The following is a 17742-nucleotide window of genomic DNA, read 5'->3' on the forward strand; positions in this document are numbered from 1 at the left end:
TCACCAGCGGCACCGACGGTTCGTCACCGCCCCGGCGACCAGAAAACTAGCCCCTGAGATCCGCGAAATCCCCTGCTGAGGGCGGGGGATGGAGATCCTTATGGTGCGGTTAAGGAAGCCTTCGGACTCCGCTCAGGTCGTGCCCGAATTGCCCTCACCCAGCCACCTGTACCGCCGCTCCGGCCGCCCCGTCCCCCCGTACCGAAGCGTCACCTCGGCGCGGCGCGTGGCCGCGAAGAATTCCAGGTAGCGGCGGGCGCTCACGCGGGACAGGGCGCCCGCCTCGGCGCACTCCGATGCCGAGAGGCCGGACGGGTGGTCGCGCAAGGTCTGTTCCACCAGGTCCGCCGTGTGGGCGGCCAGGCCCTTGGGGAGTTCCCGGGAGCCGGGCGGGCGGGTGCCGAAGATCTGGTCGACGTCCTCCTGGCGGGCCTCCGCCAGGCCGTCGAGGCGGGCCCGCAGGGCGGCGACGTGGCGCAACTGCTCCTGCAGCGCCGCCTGGTTGAAGGGCTTGATGAGGTAGTGCAGCGCGCCGGCCCGCAGCGCCGCCCGCACCACCTCCGCGTCCCGCGCCGCCGTGATGAACAGGGCGTCCACCGGCTCACGACCCGGCTCCCGCTCCTCGGCCGCCCGCATCTCGCGCAGCACCGCGATGCCGTCCATGTCGGGCAGGTACACGTCGAGGAGTACGAGGTCGGGGCGCACGTCCCCGGCGAGGCGCACCGCCTCCGCGCCGCTGTGGGCGACCCCGACCACGGTGAAGCCGGCCACCGCCGCGACGTACCGACTGTGCAGCTTGGCGACCATGAAGTCGTCGTCCACGACCAGCACCCTCGTCATCGCCGCAGGCTATGGGCGCGACCACAACGACCACAACGTCCGTTGGTTCCGGAAGAGAGACAGGTTGTTAACGCCCGGGCAACATGTGGGCCACCTCACAACCGACTACACGCCGACAGGTGGTGGCACACGTGCGCCTGCGCACCCCCCTCGCCCTGTCCGGGGCCGCACTCCTCGTGCTCGTGGCGCCGCCGCTGTTCACCACGGGCAGCGGCGCCGACACCGGCACACAGATCCCCGGCCTGCGCCTCATGGTCCCCAACACGCCCGGCGGCGGCTACGACATCACCGCACGCACCGCCGCCAAGAACGCCGAGGACGCCGGACTCACCCACAACATCGAGGTGTTCAACCTGCCCGGAGCGGGAGGCACCGTCGGCCTGACCCGCCTCGTCGGCGAGCACGGCAACGGAAAGCTCGCCATGTCCATGGGCCTCGGCGTCGTCGGCGCCGCACGCTCCAACGACTCGCCCAAGACCCTCGCCGACACGACCCCCATCGCCCGGCTCACCGAGGAGCAGGACGTCGTCGTGGTCGCCAAGAACTCCCCGTACAAGACCATCGGGCAGCTCGTCGACGCCTGGAAGGAGAACCCGGGCAAGGTGCCGGTAGGAGGGGGTTCTTCTCCCGGCGGGCCCGACCACCTCGCACCGATGCTCATGGCCCGCGCCGCAGGCATCGACCCGAAGAAGGTCAACTACGTCCCCTTCGACGGGGGCGGTGAGCTTCTCGCCTCCATCCTCGGCAGCAAGGTCGCCTTCGGTGTCTCCGGAGTCGGCGAGTACCTCGACCAGATCAAGTCGGGCGAGCTGCGGCTGCTCGCCGTCACCGGACCCGAGCGGGTCAAGGGCCTGGACGGACCCACACTCAAGGAGTCCGGCTACGACGTGGACTTCACCAACTGGCGCGGCATCGTCGCACCGCCCGGCCTCAGCGACGCCGAGCGCAAGAAGCTCACCGGGCTCGTCAAGAAGCTGCACGGGTCGCCCGAATGGCGCGCATCCCTGAAGAAGAACGGCTGGGACGACGCCTTCCTCACCGGAGAGAAGTTCGGCGACTTCCTGGACGCCCAGGACAAGCGCGTCGTCTCGGTACTGAAGGAGCTGGGACTGTGACCACCACCGGCCTCCCCGACAACCCCGGTGCCCCCGGCATCCCCGGCATCCCCGGCGCGCCGCACGGCCGCCGCGCCTGGCTGCGCGCCCACTCCGAACTCGGCGTGTGCGTCCTGCTCCTCGCCCTCGGCGCCCTCGTCCTCACCGACGCCCTCACCATGGACGTCGAGATCACCCAGCGCGGCCCCATCGGCCCGAAGACCGTGCCGATCGTCGTCGGGGCCGGGCTGCTCGTCGTCGCGCTGCTGCTCGCCGTCGACGTACTGCGCGGCGGGCGCGGCGAGGCCGAGGGCGGCGAGGACATCGACCTGTCCGAACCCGCCGACTGGCGCACCGTGCTGCTGCTCGCCGGCGTCTTCCTCGCCACCGCCGTCCTCATCGAACCGGTCGGCTTCCCCATCGCGGGAGCGCTGCTCTTCTGGGGCTCCGCCTACGCCCTCGGCAGCCGCCACCTCGACCGCGATCCGCTCATCGCCGCCGGGCTCTCCGTCGTCACGTACGAAGTCTTCAACAACCTGCTCGGCGTGCCCCTGCCGGGCGGCCCCCTGATGGGAGTGCTGTGACATGAACGCCTTCACCTCCCTCATGGACGGCTTCGGCACGGCCCTGACCCCCGTCAACCTCCTGTGGGCCGCCGTCGGCGTGCTCCTCGGCACCGCGATCGGCGTGCTCCCCGGCATCGGGCCCGCCATGGCCGTCGCCCTGCTGCTCCCCGTGACGTACGGACTCGAACCGACCGGCGCCTTCATCATGTTCGCCGGCATCTACTACGGCGCGATGTTCGGCGGCTCGACGACCTCCATCCTGCTCAACACCCCCGGCGAGAGCGCCGCCGTCGTCGCCGCCATGGAAGGCCACCCGATGGCCAGGGCGGGCCGTGGTGCGCAGGCCCTCGCGGCCGCCGCCATCGGGCACTTCGCCGGGGGCATGATCGGCACGCTGCTCCTGGTCGCGCTCGCCCCCACCGTCGCCGACCTCGCCGTCGACATCGGCGCGCCCGACTACTTCGCCATCATGGTGCTCGCGTTCATCGCGGTCACCTCCGTGCTCGGCTCGTCCCGCATCCGCGGCCTCGCCTCGCTCCTCATCGGCCTGACCATCGGCCTGGTCGGCCTCGACCAGATGACGGGCCAGCAGCGGCTCACCTTCGGCTCGCTCCAACTCGCCGACGGCATCGACGTGGTCATCGTCGCGGTGGGCCTCTTCGCCATCGGCGAGGCCCTGTGGGTCGCCGCCCACCTGCGCCGCACCAGCGGGCAGGCGATCCCCGTGGGCCGTCCCTGGCTGGGCGGGGACGACGTGCGGCGCACCTGGAAGTCCTGGCTGCGCGGCCCCCTCATCGGCTTCCCGTTCGGCGCCATCCCCGCGGGCGGCGCGGAGATCCCGACGTTCCTGTCGTACGTGACGGAGAAGCGGTTGTCGAAGCACAAGGACGAGTGGGGCAAGGGCGCCATCGAGGGCGTCGCGGGCCCGGAGTCGGCGGCCTCCGCGTCGGCGGCGGGCACCCTCGTCTCCATGCTCACGCTCGGCCTGCCCACGACCGCCGTCGCCGCCGTGATGCTCGCCGCCTTCCAGCAGTACGGCATCCAGCCGGGACCGCTCCTCTTCGAACGCGAGGCGGACCTCGTCTGGGGCCTCATCGCCTCGCTGTTCGTCGGCATGGTGCTCCTGCTGGCCCTCAACCTGCCCCTCGCCCCGGTCTGGGCGAAGCTCCTGCGCATCCCGCGCCCCTACCTCTACGCGGGCATCCTCTTCTTCGCGGCCGTCGGCGCCTACGCGGTCGGCGGCGAAGCGCTCGACCTCGTCGTCCTCCTCGTCATCGGCCTGATCGGCTTCGGCATGCGGCGCTACGGACTGCCGGTCCTGCCCGCCGTCATCGGCGTCATCCTGGGCCCGAACGCCGAGCAACAGCTGCGCCGCGCCCTGCAGATCAGCGACGGGGACGCCGGCGGCCTCCTCACGCCGTTCTCCGTCACGGTCTATGGCCTCATCGTCCTGATCGTGGCCTGGCCCTTGTTGAGGAAGGCGGTGGTGCGGGCGCGACGCCGTGACGTAGACGTAGAGGCATGACCACCACCGAGGGCCCCACGGACATCCGCCTCGCCACCGCCGCCGACGTGCCCGCCGTGCGGGCGGTCACCGACGCGGCGTACCACCACTACATCGAACGCATCGGGTTGGTTCCCAAGCCGATGGAGGCCGACCACGCGGCCGATGTGGCGGCGGGCTTCGTGTACGTCACCGGGGAGCCCGTGGTGGGTCTCCTGGTGCTCGTCCCCCGTCCCTACGAAGGACGGCTCCTCCTGGAGTCGATCGCGGTCCACCCCGATGCCGCGGGGCGGGGGGTGGGCCGGCGTCTGCTCTCCTTCGTGGAAGCCCACGCGCGCGAGCTGGGGCTTCCCGAGATCCGGCTCTACACCAACGCGCTCATGCGGGAGAACCAGAAGATCTACGAACGGTACGGGTACGAGGTCGTCGAGCGACGCGTGGACGGGCCGTACGACCGGATCCACTACCGCAAGCGGCTCCGGGACCGCTGACGGCGCGGCCGCCCCCGCGGCATCTCACCCGTCCGGCCACCACGTCCGCTGGACGTCCTTGCGGACCTCGGGCCTCTCCTGGGGCCGGGACTCCGCCTCCTGACGCTCCCGCACCCGACGACTGACGGTCTTGGCGGCGGGTTTGTGTGTGGTCACTCGGCGCATCGCGGCCTCCCTGCCTTCTGCTTCCTGCCTTACCGATGTCCATTCAAGGCCTGTCGTAGACCTCTCGGGGCCCGCTTTCTGATCGAGGGCCGAATGTCAGTGGCAGCTGCGACCATCGGGACATGACGAGCAACGAGGCTTCGGGGCCCATCGATTGGGACGCCGCGGCGGCCGCCTTCGACGACGAGCCGGACCACGGTCTGCGCGACGACACCGTGCGCGAGGCCTGGGCGGACCGCCTGCGGGACTGGCTGCCGGACACCCCCGGTGACGTCCTCGACCTCGGCTGCGGCACCGGCAGCCTCGCCCTGCTCGCCGCCGAACGCGGGCACCGGGTCACCGGGGTGGACCTCTCGCCGGACATGGTGGAGCTGGCCCGCGAGAAGCTGGCGGGCCGGGGCGCCGAGGTGCTGGTCGGCGACGCGGGCCGGCCGCCGGTCCGGGGGCGGCGCTTCGACGTCGTGCTCGCCCGCCACGTCCTGTGGACCTTCCCGGACCCCGAGGCGACCCTGCGGCACTGGCGCGGACTGCTGCGGCCCGGCGGGAGACTGATCCTCGTCGAGGGCGTGTGGGGCACGGTGAGCCCTTCAGGCCTCCCCATGTCCCGCCTGGTGGCGGCCCTCACCCCGCTCGTCGCCCGGCTGCACTCCGAACGCCTTTCGGGGGACGCCCGGCTGTGGGGCAGACGGGTCGACGACGAGCGGTACGCGGTGGTGGGCGTGGTGCCGGCCGCCCCGGCCCGGCACACCGAGGTCGTCGACGTCCACCTGATCCTGCGCCGCGGCGGTGACGTACTGCTCGCCCGCCGCGCCGGTACGGGGTACGGGGACGGCCTCCTGCACCTGCCCTCCGGTCACGTGGAGGACGGTGAGGACGTCCGCGCGGCCATGATCCGGGAGGCGCGCGAGGAGGTCGGGCTCGACCTCGACCCCGCCGACCTGCGCATGGAGGCGGTCGTCCAGCACCGCGGTCCCGGCGGGGCGCCGCGCACCGGCTGGTTCTTCTCGGCGGAGCACGGCGCGGGCGGCGAACCGGTCAACGCGGAGCCGGACAAATGCTCCGAGCTCGTCTGGCACCCCCTGTCCGCGCTGCCGCACGACATGGTGGCGTACTGCAGGGCGGGCCTGGCCGCCTGGCGCGCGGGTGAGCGGTTCCTCGTGCACTGGCAGTCCGACGGTGAGTCCGTGGCCTATGACGACCGCACCACGGCGCCGGAATCCCTCGCCCCCGTGGCGCGGACGGGCGGGATCCACCACGTGGAGCTGTGGGTGCCGGACCTGGCGGCGGCCCGCGGCCCGTGGGGGTGGCTGCTCGGCGCGCTGGGTCATGTGCCGTTCCAGCGCTGGGGCCACGGCATGAGCTGGCGGCGCGACGAGACGTACATCGTCCTGGAACAGTCCCCGGACCTGCGGCCCGGCGGCCACGACCGGCACCGCCCCGGCCTCAACCACCTGGCGTTCCACGTGTCGGGTCGGGCCGAGCTCGACCGGCTCGTGGCCGCCGCGCCCGACCACGGCTGGTCCCTGCTCTTCGCGGACCGGCACCCGCACGCGGGCGGCGAGGGCCGGTACGCGGCCTACCTGGAGGACGAGTGGGGGTACGAAGTGGAACTGGTCGCCGAATAGTTCGCGCCCCGAGCCCGGGCCGGGGCCGCTGCGTCCCCGCCCCGCCCGCGCCCCGGCTCAGCGCAGGTCGAACCCGTCGCCCAGCGCCAGCGCTTCCAGCTCGTCCAGGGCGCGGACCGCCGCGGCGGCCGCCCCCGGGTCCGCGGCGGCGAGCCCGCTCTCCGCGAACTCGTCCTCGTCCAGGCGCAGTACGGTGCCGCGGTCGGCCGAGACCCACAGGTCCAGATCCAGGTCCTCGACCGTGAGGACGGCGCCGTCGCGGACGGCCGGGCGGGTCACGTCGCAGTACCAGCCCTTGAGGGCCCCGTCCGCGGCGTACACCTCCTTGATCGCGTACCAGCGGTCGCGCCAGTAGTGCTCCACGAAGACGTCGCCCGGCTCGAAGCGGACGAAGCCGAAGTCGCGAGCGCCGGGGGCCGCCCAGGGCGCCCGGACGGCGATGTGGTTCCCGTCGTCGCGCAGCAGCCCCGCGGGGTAACGGATCTTCGTCCGACCCGCCTTGACGAGCGCGACCTCCAGCGTGACCGCCGCTGCCGGCTCCGGCACGTCGTCAGCCGAGGGTGCGGACATGGCGGACCTCCGTCCCGCAGATCTCGTAACCGAACCACTCGTTGATCGCCAGCATCGGCTCGTTCCCGGCGTCGTTGCCCGTGAACGCCTCCGTGCAGCCCGCCGCGCGGGCCCGGTGCAGGGAGTCGTTCTTCGCCAGCTTGGCCAGGCCGCGGCCGCGGTGGGCGCGCGAGGTGCCGGTCATGTTGGACGCGTAGCGCCCGGCGCCGTCCGCGCGGGCCAGGGTGAACGCCGCCGGGCGCCCGTCCACGAGGGCCACCGTGGTGAGCTCCTGGCTGACCAGCGGGTGGTGCCAGGTCTCGGCGAGCCAGTGCTCGTAGTCCGAGAACTCGGCGGCCACGTCACCCGGTTCGTCCACCACCGTCTCCGCGTCCAGCGCGAACAGCGGACGCGCGTCGTCCGCGAACACCGACCCCGCCACCAGCTCGACCCCGGCGGGCGGCTCGCGGCGGGGCGGCAGCGTGCCGTGTGCCAGGTCCAGGCGGAGGAAGTGCGCGCTGCGCCGCGCCCGGTAGCCGTGGCGGGCGGCGAAGGCGAGGTTCGCGGGCTCGTCGAGGACCCACGAGTAGACGTCCCGCACGCCCGCGTCGGCGAGGTGCTCCTCCGCCGTGCGCAGGAGCAGCGTCCCGGCACCCCGGCCGAGCCGCTCGGGATGTACGTAGATGTTGGCGAAGCCCTGGCCCGGCTCGGGGCTGTCGTAGGCGATGCCGACCTGCGCCGTGCCGATGACCTCGCCGTCGGTCTCCGCCACCAACTGCCGGTACCCGGCGTCCGGATGGGCGTGGGCGCGGTCGAAGGCGACCGAGGCGGGCGTGGCGAGCATGGCGGGCACGCAGGCCCGGCGTACGGCGGCGAAACCCGCGTCGTCCGCGGCGGCTGTCGGCGCGTCGCGGTCGAGGGCTCGGACGATCACTGTCATGGGCCGCACGCTACGGGCGGGACGTGCCGCACCGCTCCTCATTTTCCCGCGGCGTCCCCGCTCGTCGCGCGCCACGGCCCCGGCGCACGGAATGTGCCGCCGGGGGCGGCCGGTGCGGGACAATCACCCCGTGACGCTGAAGATCGATATCGACGGGGGCGCGAGCGACGCGCCGTACGAGCAGGTGCGCGCCCGGATCGCCGAACAGGCGAGGTCCGGAGCGCTGCCGGCCGGCTACAAGCTGCCCACCGTGCGGGGGCTCGCCGAATCCCTCGGACTCGCCGCCAACACGGTGGCCAAGGCCTACCGGGCGCTCGAGGCCGACGGGGTCATCGAGACCCGGGGGCGGAACGGGACGTTCGTCGCGGCGGCGGGGGACGCGGCCGCGCGGGCCGCGTCGGCCGAGGCGCAGGCGTACGCCGAGCGGGCCCGCAGGCTCGGCCTCGCGGAGGACGCCGCGCTCGCGGCGGTGAAGGACGCCCTGCGCGCGGCGTACGGGAGCGCCGGGTAAAGACCACGCCGCGCCTACGGGTGACCACGCCGCGCCTACAGGTACAGCCCCGAGTCCGCCCCCTCCCGCTGCCCCGGCACCGACGTCGGCGATGTGCCCCTGCGCAGGGCGAACAGTTCCGCGAGGGTCGCGCCCTCGCGGGGCACCCCCTCCTCCGTGCCGAGCCACTCCACCGCCTCGGGGCGGGTCAGCGGGCCCACCTCGACACGGGCCAGACAGCGGCCGGGGCGGACCACCGCGGGGTGCAGGCGCTCCAGGTCCTCGTTGGTCGTGACGCCCACCAGTACGTTCCTGCCCTGGCCGAGCAGGCCGTCCGTCAGATTGAGCAGCCGCGAGAGGGCCTGGCCCGCCGTGTGCTTCGCCTCGCCCCGGATCAGCTCGTCGCAGTCCTCCAGGAGAAGCAGCCGCCAGCGGCCCTTCGCCGTCCCGTCTTCCTCGCCGATCGCGATGTCCATCAGATAGCCGACGTCGCTGAACAGCCGCTCCGGATCCAGCACGCAGTCCACCTGGCACCAGTCGCGCCACGAGCGCGCCAGCGTCCGCAGCGCCGACGTCTTGCCGGTGCCCGGCGGGCCGTGGAGCAGCAGCAGACGCCCCGAGATGTCCTCGGGGGTCGTCTTCATCAGGGTGTCCATGGCGTCGGCGACCGGCTCGGTGTAGTTGGCCCGCACCTCGTCCCACGTACCGGCCGAGATCTGGCGGGTGGTGCGGTGCGGGCCGCGCCGCGGGGAGACGTACCAGAAGCCCATCGTCACGTTCTCGGGCTGGGGTTCCGGCTCGTCCTGCGCGCCGTCCGTGGCCTGCCCGAGGATCGCCTCCGCGAGTTCGGCGGTGGTCGCCGTCACCGTGACGTCCGCGCCGCGGTTCCAGCGCGAGACCAGCAGCGTCCAGCCCTCGCCCTCGGCGAGCGTGGCGCTGCGGTCGTCGTCGCGGGCCGCGCGGAGCACCTTCGCGCCGGGCGGCAACAGCGTGGAACCGGACTTGACGCGGTCGATGTTGGAGCTGTGCGAGAAGGGCTGCTCGCCCGTGGCGAAACGGCCGAGGAAAAGGGCGTCCACGACATCCGTCGGTGAGTCGCTGTCGTCGACGTTGAGCCGGATCGGCAGGGCGTCCTGTGGGTTCGCAGACATGCCGACATGATCCGGCACGTGTGCGCCGTTGTGCATCCACTTTCCGTCGTGCGCTGTCGTCAGGAACCTGTTCCGCCACCGACCTGCGCCGCTAGCCTGGCCGACGATGGGACGACATGAGTGGAATGCGACCGCACGGCGATGGCGTCTCACCGCGCTGCTCGGCGTCGCTCTGACCGCGCTTGCCCTGGTGATCACGTTGGTCAACACGCTGCCCGGCGACCGGGGCAGCACCGCGGGCACCACCCCGGACGGGGACAAGGTGCACGGCACGCCCGTCGTCCCGACCGGCGCCGCCGAGCCGCAGGTGGGCTGGGGCTTCACCCACACCCAGTACAGCGCGGACGACGGCGGGGACAAGGCCGTCGAGCGCGTCCGCGCCGCGCTCGCGGACCAGGGCGGACCCGTCCCGCAGATCCAGCACATCATGGGCTGGGGCGCGGGCAACCCCGAGCCGGTGAAGGGGCGTTACGACTTCTCGGCGATGGACCGCCGGATGGACTTCGTCCGGGCGAGCGAGGGCACCCCCGTCGTCACGCTGTGCTGCGCGCCCGACTGGATGAAGGGCGGCGAGCCCGGCGCGGACAACACGGACTGGAGCCGGCAGGCCCTGGAGACCGCCCCCGAGCGCGCGCACTACAAGGACTTCGCGAAGCTCGCCGCGACCGTCGCGAAGCGCTACCCCGACGTCCGTCACTTCGTCGTCTGGAACGAGTTCAAGGGCTTCTGGAACGACGAGGAGGGCCGCTGGGACTACGAGGGGTACACCGAGCTCTACAACCTCGTCTACAAAGAGCTCAAGAAGGTCGACGAGGACATCATGGTCGGCGGCCCCTACCTGGTGATGAACAGTTTCGACCCGCGCCGGACCGAGGGCATCGCTAAGGAGCCGAAGGGCCCGTGGGGCCGCATGGACCAGCGGATCCTCGACGCCTTCGACCACTGGAACAAGCACAAGGCGGGCGCCGACTTCGTCGTCGTCGACGGCTCCAGCTACACCGCGGACGACGAGCTGCTCCCCGACGAGTTCGGGGCCACCGAGAAGTTCACGGACGTCGGCAAGTGGGTGCGTGAGCGGACCGGCGACCTGCCGCTGTGGTGGGCCGAGTACTACGTGGAGCCGGGCGACAGCCAGGACAACCGCGACGACTGGTCGGAGGCGCACCGCGTCGCCGTCCAGGCGACCGGCCTGATGGCGATGGTCCGCGGCGGCGCCACGAGCGGCTTCTACTGGAACCCGCAGAAACGCGGCAAGAAGTGCGCGGGCTGCCTCTGGACCTCCACCGAGCTCCCCGACGGAGGGGCCGGACTGCCGATGCTGGAGCTCATCGGGCGGTTCGGCAGGGAGTTCGGCCCCGGTACGACGTACGAGAAGGTGTCCGTCACCTCCGACGACCGGGCGGACGTCCGCGTCCTCGCCGACGACGAGGCCGTCCTGGTGGTCAACACCCTCACCCGGCGGATCAGCGCGAAGGTCGACGGACGGCGCCTCGACATGGCGGGGTACGAGGTGAAGTGGCTCAAGCGCTAGCCGCCCCCCCGGCCCGCGTCCCCCTCACGCCATCGTCAGGAACCGCTGGATCAGCGAGGCGAGCAGCACCGCGAGCAGCGGCAGCGAGAACCAGAAGCTGCCCTGCAGCCACCGCTGCTGCCGCACGCTCGGCGCCGCCGCGACCCGCACCATCTCGCGCGCCCCCAGGAGCAGGATGAGCGCCACCGCGGCGAGCCCGCCCACGACCGACCACGGCGTCCACGTCACCCTCGGCCCCGCGGGACCCGGATCGGGCTCGGCGGCCCTGCCGTCCGGCTGCTCGCTCAGGGTGTAGAGGGTCGCGTCGGCGTTGGAGAAGACCTTCCTGAGGTCCTCGCGGTCGTCCAGGTTGCGGATGAGCCGCGGCTCCCACGACGTCGGGTAGCCGGCGTTCAGTTGCAGATAGGTTGTCTGACCTCGGTTGATCATCAGATACGAGTCGGGGCCCGCGTCCTTGAGCGCCTTCACCAGGCCCGACACCAGGACCGGGTCGGCGGGCGCGAGCGTGGGCACGTACTCCAGCCTCTCCATGTCGCGGGCGCCCCACGGGATCGACGGGGTGACGTTCTCGACCGTGTCGTCGCTCATCCAGAGGAGCCGCGCCGTCGGGTCGTCGTGCTCGTACAGGTACTCCATCGCCGCGACCTCGCCGGGGCGGACCCGTTCGAAGGGCTCGTTGCCCCAGCGGGCCACGAGGAACCCGCCCATCAGGACGAGCCCGGCCATCAGCGCGGCCAGCGGCGCGAGGCTCACCCGGTCGCGGTCGCGCTCGTCCGGGGTGATCCCCGCCCGCGGGAACAGCGCGAGACCGGCGAGCAGGGCGGCGCCCGGCAGCGCGAACATGAAGACGCGCAGGGCCATCTCGCCGCCGTACGACTGCATGCCGAAGCCCAGGAACGGCACGAAGGTCAGGACGAGCAGCGAGCGCTCGCCGTACCGGTAGAAGCGCCGACGCCACCAGCCCCAGCACGCGAACGCCAGCACGGCGCCCGCCATCGCCACCCGCACGTACAGCACCAGCCGATGGGTCGAACTGCCGCCCTCGATGCGCCCGGAGACCGACGACGACACGTTGCCGCCGACGCCGCCGACCCCGCCGAACAGCTCGTCGAAATGGCCCGACCAGTACGGCTCGGCGAGGAAGCCGAGCCAGACGGCGACGAGCACACCGAACAGGATCGGCAGCCCGCGCAGCTCGGAGCGGCCGACCAGGACGAGGACGGTCAGCACGCCGAGCATCACGAACGGCGTGAGCTGGTGGGCGGGGACCGTCGCGGCGAACAGGCCGATGAGGACCAGGAGCAGCACGGCGCGCTCCTTGCGACCCGCCGGTTCGACCTCGGTCTCGCCCGGCCGCCGCTTGGCCCACAGCATGCGCGGCGCACGGAACCACACCATCAGCACGGCCACGAAGGCGATGTAGAGCAGGAACGTGAAGCCCTGCGGCGAGAAGTAGTCCTGCCCCACCCAGCCGCTCAGGACGAAGATCCACAGGCCCGTCCACTTGGCGCGCCAGGCCGCCCGCACGGAGCGCACGAGCAGGAACATCGGTGCCAGGTAGAGCAGTTGGATGACCGTCGGCCACCAGCGGATCACCTCGGTCAGGTCCGAGAGACCGCACGCCTCGGCGACGAAGGCGGCCGCGGCGAAGAACCCGGGCCAGCTCCAGCGCGCGTCCAGATCCGGCACCGCGGTGCCGGTCCTTTCGATGTACTCGATGAAGCCCAGGTGCTGCCAGGCCGTGGCGAACCGCGGCTCGGTCTCGATGACGGCGGGCAGCGCGTGCAGTGACACCACGGTCGCGAGCAGGGTGAGCAGGAGGAGGCCCTTGATCGGCCGGTCCATCCAGAGCAGCGCGGCGAACACGACGACCAGGAGGGCGGCGCCGACCAGCGTCGGCGTCGGCAGCACGGAGATCAGCCCGAGCCCGCCCATGTCGTCCAGGTCCCGTTCGCCGAGGCGGAGGACGGGCAGCCAGTAGAGGGCGAGAGCGGCGGCGAGGAGCAGCGCCATGACGAGCACGTGGTGGCGGGGGGCGCGCTCGGGCGGTGCGTCGTCGTCATGGGTGCCGTCGGCGGGGGTGGCGCGGGGGGCGGGCTCAACCGGGACCGCGGGTTCTTCGGGCTCCACGGCTCCCGGAGGCGTCACGGGCGTCACGGGCGTCACGGGCGTCACGGGTTTCGCGGGCTCCGCGTGCTCTGCGGGCTCCGCAGTCTCCAGGGGTCCGGCGGTCTGCGCAGGTTCCACGCACTCCGCAGGTGTCGGCGCGTACGTCGGCTCGGGCGACACCTCGTCCGCCACCGGCCCGGCAGGGGATCTCCGTGCCCAGGTCGGCCGGTGCTCCATGTCGTCCCCCTCGCTCCGTGCCGCGGGCGCCGTGCGGACCGGCGTGTCCGCGGCAGGCGTGCCGGGCCCCGGCCGTACGTCCGGCCGCCGCTCCTGGTGGTCGAAGTCGAGCTGCACGGCGAGCTGGAGGGTGGGCGAGTCGAGCGACTCGCGCCACGCCCACGCGGGCCCGTGCCGCTCCTTGTGCGTCCGGCCCCCGCCGCCGCCCTCGCCCGCCGTCCCCGCCGCCCCGGCCCGCATCTGCACCGTGGGCGCGTCCGGTGTTCCCAGGTCGGCCAGGTCCCCGTCGGGCGCCGCGTGTTCGGCCTTCGCCGAGGGCGCGGCCCGCACCACGCGGTACAGCTTCGGCGCCGCGACGGCCACGATCACGGCCAGGCTGGAGATCTCCGCGATGCCCGCGCCGGTCAGCCCCATGCGCGGCAGCAGGAGCAGCGTGAGTCCGAGCACCAGGACGCACAACAGGCCCTGCAGCCAGGCGATCCCCGAGGTCTTGCTCTGCGCGCGCTGCACCGCGAAGTACGTCTCCATGACGACCCGCAGCAGCGCGCCCACCGCGAACCAGCGCAGCAGGGGAGTGGCCGCGTCCGCGTACCCCTGCCCGAACATGCGCAGGATCAGCGGCGCAGCCAGGAAGAGGATCCCGCACACCGGCAGCATGATCGTCGCCATCCGGCGCAGCGCGGCGCGGGTGTTGGCGGCGAGCAGCGCGGGATCGTGCGCGCCCTCCACGGTCAGCGAGGCGCCCATGTTGATGGCGAGGAGGTTGACGGTGCCGCCGATGGTGGTGGTGATGTAGAAGTACGCGTTGTCGACCGAGCTGACCTGCGAGGCGACGATGACCGGGACGAGGTAGACCACGGCGAGCGAGAAGAGCGAGCCGGTGTAGTCGCCGGCCAGGAAGTGGCCGATCTCGCGCAGCGTCGGCGGACGGGCCTTCCCGGCGGTGGCTTTCACGTGCCGCGGCACCAGGCGCCGGAAGACCAGCCAGCCGAGCGGGATCACCGACACGAGGATCGAGGCGACCCAGGAGACGAAGACTCCGGCGGTGGGGATCGCCGCGGCCATCGCGATGAGCAGGCCCAGCTTGGCGACCGAGAAGACGGTGTTGCCGACGGGCACCCAGAGAGCGTTGCGCAGCCCGGTCAGGACTCCGTCCTGCAGCGTCAGGACCGACCAGGCCACGACGGCGAGGACGAACCCGATGCCGTGGACGGGCCCGTGCAGGAAGCGGTACGAGGGTCCCCACAGGTCGAGCGTGAGCAGGAAGGCAGCGGCGGCGAGCGCCACCGCCACCGAACTCCCCGCGTACGTACGGAAGATGAGCTTGCCGGTGGCGCGCCCCGCGACGGGGATGAACCGTGCGAGGGCGCCCGTCAGCGTCACGGCGGTGAGGCCCGCGAGGAGCTTCATCGCCGCGATCGCCGCCGATCCCTGGCCGACCGCCGACTCCGAGTAGTAGCGGGCGGCCGCGAGCCAGAAGCCGACGCCGAGCACGCCGGAGATGCCCGTGTTGAGCATCAGCGCGTACGCGTTGCGGAACAGCGGGCTGTTGCCGCCGCCCCGGCCGGGCAGGCGCATTCCGCGGGGCCCGCCGGACGTACCGGCCGGCGTCCGCTTCCCGGAGCCCCCGGGACCGGAGACGCCGGTATGGGACGTGGTCGTGTCAGACACGGGAACCGAGTGCCTTCCGGCGGACCTGTCGGGCTCTGCGGACCAGGGCGTACCCCTTGGTGAGGGCGCGGTCCCCGGCGAAGGCGCGGCCGAGCGCGCGGCCCGCCACCAGCCGCTCGAACTCCTCGGCCCCGGTGGTGCGGCGCACGGTGACGCGCCGCAGGGCGTACGGCCCCTGGGCGCGGCGGGCCAGGCCGTTGCCGACGGCGAGCGCCTGTCGGAACCCCGTCTCGCGCACCCGTGCACGGACCCGTCGGCTGGAGTAGCCGTAGGGGTACGCGAACGACACGGGCCGTGTGCCCAGCTGGTCGGCGACGATGTCGCGGCAGCGCCGCAGTTCGTACCGGAGCGTGCCCTCGTCCAGCTGGTCGAGCTCGGGGTGCGTGTGGCTGTGCCCGCCGATCTCCGCGCCGTCGGCGGCGAGTTCGCGCACCTGGTCCCAGTCGAGCATGCGGTCGAGGCCGCCCCCGGTGTCGTGCTCGCCGCGCAGCCAGCCGGTGGAGACGAACAGGGTCGACGCGAAGCCGTGCTTGGCGAGCACGGGCAGTGCGTACCGGTGTACTCCCTCGTAGCCGTCGTCGAAGGTGATCAGGACCGGCCGCTCGGGCAGTGTCCTTCCCTGCGACCGCCAGGCGGCGGCCAGCTGGGCGGTCGTGAGCGGTGTGAAGCCCTGCTCGCCGAGCACCTCCATCTGGCGCGCGAAGGCGTCGGGCGACACCGACAGCGCGTGCGTCGCGGCGCTCGGTACGCGCGCCACGGAGTGGTACATCAGGATCGGCACGGTCTCCGTGCTCATGCGGCAGCCCCCTCGCCACCCGCGCTCCGCACGTCCCCGGCACGCCCGTCGACGTCGCCGACCGGCCCTGCCGGGAACGTGGCGCCGCCCCCGCGCGCACGGACGCTCCCGATGACGTACCCTCCCGTCGCGGCGAGCACGCCCGCCACGATGGCCCCCGCGCGGCCCGCGCCGCCCGGCCGCCCGAGCACCGCGTCGCGCAGCCCGCGGCCGACGCCGGAGGGCAGCACGCGCGTGGTGTACCGGCGTTCGGACTCGAGGCCCTTCGACGCGCCGACGCTGCGGGCGACGAGCGCCTTGGAGAGGCCTTCCGCGTACGTCCGCGTACGGAAGTAGCCGAACCGTTCCCGGACGGCCGGCACCCGGTGGTGGATCACCGAGCGGTCGTCGATGAGCAGGACCGCGTCCGGGACCGCGCGGGCGAGGCGGATGCAGAACTCCGTCTCCTCGCAGCCCAGCGGACGCTTGTCGCCGTCCCGTCCGATGCCCGTGGCGAAGCCGCCCGCCGCGTCGAACGCGGCGCGCCGGAACGAGGCGTTGCCGCCGAGGACGTTGCGCACCCGCACCCGGCCGCGGGGGAGCCCCTTGTACGTACAGCCGACGACCCAGTCGAACTCCTCGGGGAACCAGTCGGGCCGCCTCCCGGACTCCCAGGCGGGCAGGGTGCGGCCGCCGACGGCGAGGACCCGCGGGTCGTCGAACCCCTCGTCGAAGTACCGCAGCCAGTCCCGTTCGGCGACGGCGTCGTCGTCGAGGAAGGCGATGATGTCGCCGCGGGCCGCGGCGATCCCGGTGTTGCGTCCCGCCGAGAGGCCGCGGGGGCCCGCGTTGGCGAGCACCCGCACGTCCCCGTTCTCCCCGGTGTCGCGGTACGCCTTGTACTCCCTGGTGAGCCGTTCGAGGAGCGTGGGGTTGTGGTCGACCACGAGGAGTGTTTCCCGGGCCGTCAGTGACTGCGCGCGGACCGAGGAGACCGCCGCGAGGATGTCCTCCCAGCGGTCCTCCGTGTACACGCAGATGACGACGGAGATCCCTGCGCTCAAGACGCCTCTCCCCGCCCCGCCGGGAGGGGCAGGACGCGGGCGGCCTTGCGCCGCGCGCCGCGTCTGTCACGGTTGGAGCGCTCCGAGAGGATCACCTTCAGTACGCGGATGCCGTCCCGTACGGCCCTGAGGTTGCTGGTGCCGTGGATCCGCAGGTACTCGTGGCTCGGAATCTCCTGGACCTTGAGCCCCGCCTTGACGACCCGGATGTTCATCAGGGTCTCCACCTCGAAGCCGGTGCAGTCGAGCTCGATCTTGTCGAGGCAGTGCCGCCAGAACGCGTTGTAGCCGTAGCACAGGTCGGTGTAGCGGGCCCCGAACTTGGTGTTCACGACGGAGCACAGGACGTGGTTGCCGAGCTTGCGGATCGGCGTCATGTCGTCCGTGCCGCCGCCGTTGGCGAAGCGGGAGCCCTTGGCGAAGTCCGCGCCCGAGACGAGGGCGGAGACGTAGGAGACGATCTCCTGGCCGTCGGCCGAGCCGTCGGCGTCGACCATCACGATGATGTCGCCCGTGCACGCGGCGAAGCCGGTGATCAGCGCGTCGCCCTTGCCCTTGCCGAGCTGGCGGACGACCTTCACGTCCGGCCACAGGTCGCGGGCCACGGCCACCGTTTCGTCGGTGGAGTTGCCGTCCACGAGGACGACCTCATGGATCCAGTCGGGCAGCGTCTTGAAGACGTACGGGAGGTTCTCCGCTTCGTTCATGGCGGGTATCACCACACTGACCGGTGGCGTGATCGCCAAATGCGTGGAGATCGGACGGTAGTTTCTGGAGATCTCTTCCAGCGGGTCTTGTCCGGCGTCTGCCGGGCGCACAAACGAACTCATGAGTCCGGTGTCCCTCTCGTCCGGTGGACCGCCCGCCCCCGGGCGGTCCGGCAATTGATCCGGTTCGAAAGGGGGGTTCACACTTGAGCATGCCGAAATGGATCTCCGTG

16 protein-coding genes are annotated in these 17742 nt (G+C 72.4%); 7 read left to right on the plus strand and 9 right to left on the minus strand.

Annotated elements, in window-relative coordinates; all coding sequences use genetic code 11:
- Positions 1-132: 132 nt before the first annotated feature.
- Complete coding sequence (locus AC07DO_RS24465) at positions 133-840, minus strand: response regulator (protein WP_479062607.1); 708 nt, start codon at positions 838-840, stop codon at positions 133-135.
- A 131-nt stretch (positions 841-971) separates the two neighbouring features.
- Here AC07DO_RS24465 and AC07DO_RS24470 point away from each other — a divergent pair, with 131 nt between their 5' ends.
- From AC07DO_RS24470 to AC07DO_RS24485, 4 genes are read left to right on the plus strand one after another with little or no spacing between them, the layout of a single operon-like run.
- Positions 972-1955, plus strand: coding sequence for a Bug family tripartite tricarboxylate transporter substrate binding protein (locus tag AC07DO_RS24470; protein WP_479062609.1), 984 nt, complete (start codon positions 972-974; stop codon positions 1953-1955).
- Between the two features lie 38 nt (positions 1956-1993).
- On the plus strand, positions 1994-2518 hold the full coding sequence (locus tag AC07DO_RS24475; RefSeq protein ID WP_479063238.1) for a tripartite tricarboxylate transporter TctB family protein: 525 nt from the start codon (positions 1994-1996) through the stop codon (positions 2516-2518).
- A 1-nt stretch (position 2519) separates the two neighbouring features.
- The gene (locus AC07DO_RS24480; protein ID WP_479062610.1) at positions 2520-4025 is read left to right on the plus strand and encodes a tripartite tricarboxylate transporter permease; all 1506 of its coding nucleotides are present in this window, start codon (positions 2520-2522) and stop codon (positions 4023-4025) included.
- Positions 4022-4495, plus strand: coding sequence for a GNAT family N-acetyltransferase (locus AC07DO_RS24485; RefSeq protein ID WP_479062612.1), 474 nt, complete (start codon positions 4022-4024; stop codon positions 4493-4495). Before AC07DO_RS24480 ends, AC07DO_RS24485 begins: the two co-directional genes overlap by 4 nt.
- A gap of 24 nt (positions 4496-4519) precedes the next feature.
- Here the strand turns inward: AC07DO_RS24485 and AC07DO_RS24490 are convergent, their stop codons facing one another.
- Positions 4520-4660 carry a hypothetical protein gene (locus tag AC07DO_RS24490; RefSeq protein ID WP_165283996.1) on the minus strand — a complete coding sequence of 47 codons (141 nt, stop codon included), beginning with the start codon at positions 4658-4660 and terminating at the stop codon, positions 4520-4522.
- Between the two features lie 122 nt (positions 4661-4782).
- On the opposite strand from AC07DO_RS24490, the gene AC07DO_RS24495 reads away from it, so the two are divergent.
- Positions 4783-6285 (plus strand): methyltransferase domain-containing protein, encoded by a 1503-nt coding sequence (locus AC07DO_RS24495; RefSeq protein ID WP_479062614.1) that lies wholly within the window; start codon positions 4783-4785, stop codon positions 6283-6285.
- A gap of 57 nt (positions 6286-6342) precedes the next feature.
- Here the strand turns inward: AC07DO_RS24495 and AC07DO_RS24500 are convergent, their stop codons facing one another.
- Together AC07DO_RS24500 and AC07DO_RS24505 are read right to left on the minus strand one after the other, a co-directional pair.
- Entirely contained in the window at positions 6343-6855 is a 513-nt protein-coding gene (locus AC07DO_RS24500) for a ribonuclease FAU-1 family protein (RefSeq protein WP_479062615.1), read from the minus strand.
- The gene (locus AC07DO_RS24505; RefSeq protein ID WP_479062617.1) at positions 6836-7774 is read right to left on the minus strand and encodes an N-acetyltransferase family protein; all 939 of its coding nucleotides are present in this window, start codon (positions 7772-7774) and stop codon (positions 6836-6838) included. The genes AC07DO_RS24500 and AC07DO_RS24505 overlap by 20 nt, the downstream gene beginning before the upstream one ends.
- Positions 7775-7904: 130 nt before the next feature.
- Here AC07DO_RS24505 and AC07DO_RS24510 point away from each other — a divergent pair, with 130 nt between their 5' ends.
- Positions 7905-8285 carry a GntR family transcriptional regulator gene (locus AC07DO_RS24510; RefSeq protein ID WP_479062619.1) on the plus strand — a complete coding sequence of 127 codons (381 nt, stop codon included), beginning with the start codon at positions 7905-7907 and terminating at the stop codon, positions 8283-8285.
- A 35-nt stretch (positions 8286-8320) separates the two neighbouring features.
- Here the strand turns inward: AC07DO_RS24510 and AC07DO_RS24515 are convergent, their stop codons facing one another.
- Positions 8321-9415, minus strand: a complete 1095-nt coding sequence (locus tag AC07DO_RS24515; RefSeq protein ID WP_479062621.1) for a DUF5925 domain-containing protein — start codon at positions 9413-9415, stop codon at positions 8321-8323.
- A 106-nt stretch (positions 9416-9521) separates the two neighbouring features.
- On the opposite strand from AC07DO_RS24515, the gene AC07DO_RS24520 reads away from it, so the two are divergent.
- The gene (locus tag AC07DO_RS24520) at positions 9522-10946 is read left to right on the plus strand and encodes a GH39 family glycosyl hydrolase (protein ID WP_479062623.1); all 1425 of its coding nucleotides are present in this window, start codon (positions 9522-9524) and stop codon (positions 10944-10946) included.
- 24 nt (positions 10947-10970) lie between these two features.
- Here the strand turns inward: AC07DO_RS24520 and AC07DO_RS24525 are convergent, their stop codons facing one another.
- The 4 genes from AC07DO_RS24525 to AC07DO_RS24540 are packed head-to-tail and all read right to left on the minus strand — an operon-like array spanning position 10971 to position 17632.
- On the minus strand, positions 10971-14963 hold the full coding sequence (locus AC07DO_RS24525; protein WP_479062625.1) for a lipopolysaccharide biosynthesis protein: 3993 nt from the start codon (positions 14961-14963) through the stop codon (positions 10971-10973).
- Positions 14956-15759, minus strand: a complete 804-nt coding sequence (locus AC07DO_RS24530) for a polysaccharide deacetylase family protein (RefSeq protein WP_479062627.1) — start codon at positions 15757-15759, stop codon at positions 14956-14958. The genes AC07DO_RS24525 and AC07DO_RS24530 overlap by 8 nt, the downstream gene beginning before the upstream one ends.
- Complete coding sequence (locus tag AC07DO_RS24535) at positions 15756-16802, minus strand: glycosyltransferase family 2 protein (protein WP_479062628.1); 1047 nt, start codon at positions 16800-16802, stop codon at positions 15756-15758. The genes AC07DO_RS24530 and AC07DO_RS24535 overlap by 4 nt, the downstream gene beginning before the upstream one ends.
- Positions 16799-17632, minus strand: a complete 834-nt coding sequence (locus tag AC07DO_RS24540; RefSeq protein WP_479062630.1) for a glycosyltransferase family 2 protein — start codon at positions 17630-17632, stop codon at positions 16799-16801. Before AC07DO_RS24540 ends, AC07DO_RS24535 begins: the two co-directional genes overlap by 4 nt.
- Between the last annotated feature and the right edge of the window lie 110 nt (positions 17633-17742).

The organism is Streptomyces sp. NPDC045678 (genome assembly GCF_056432085.1).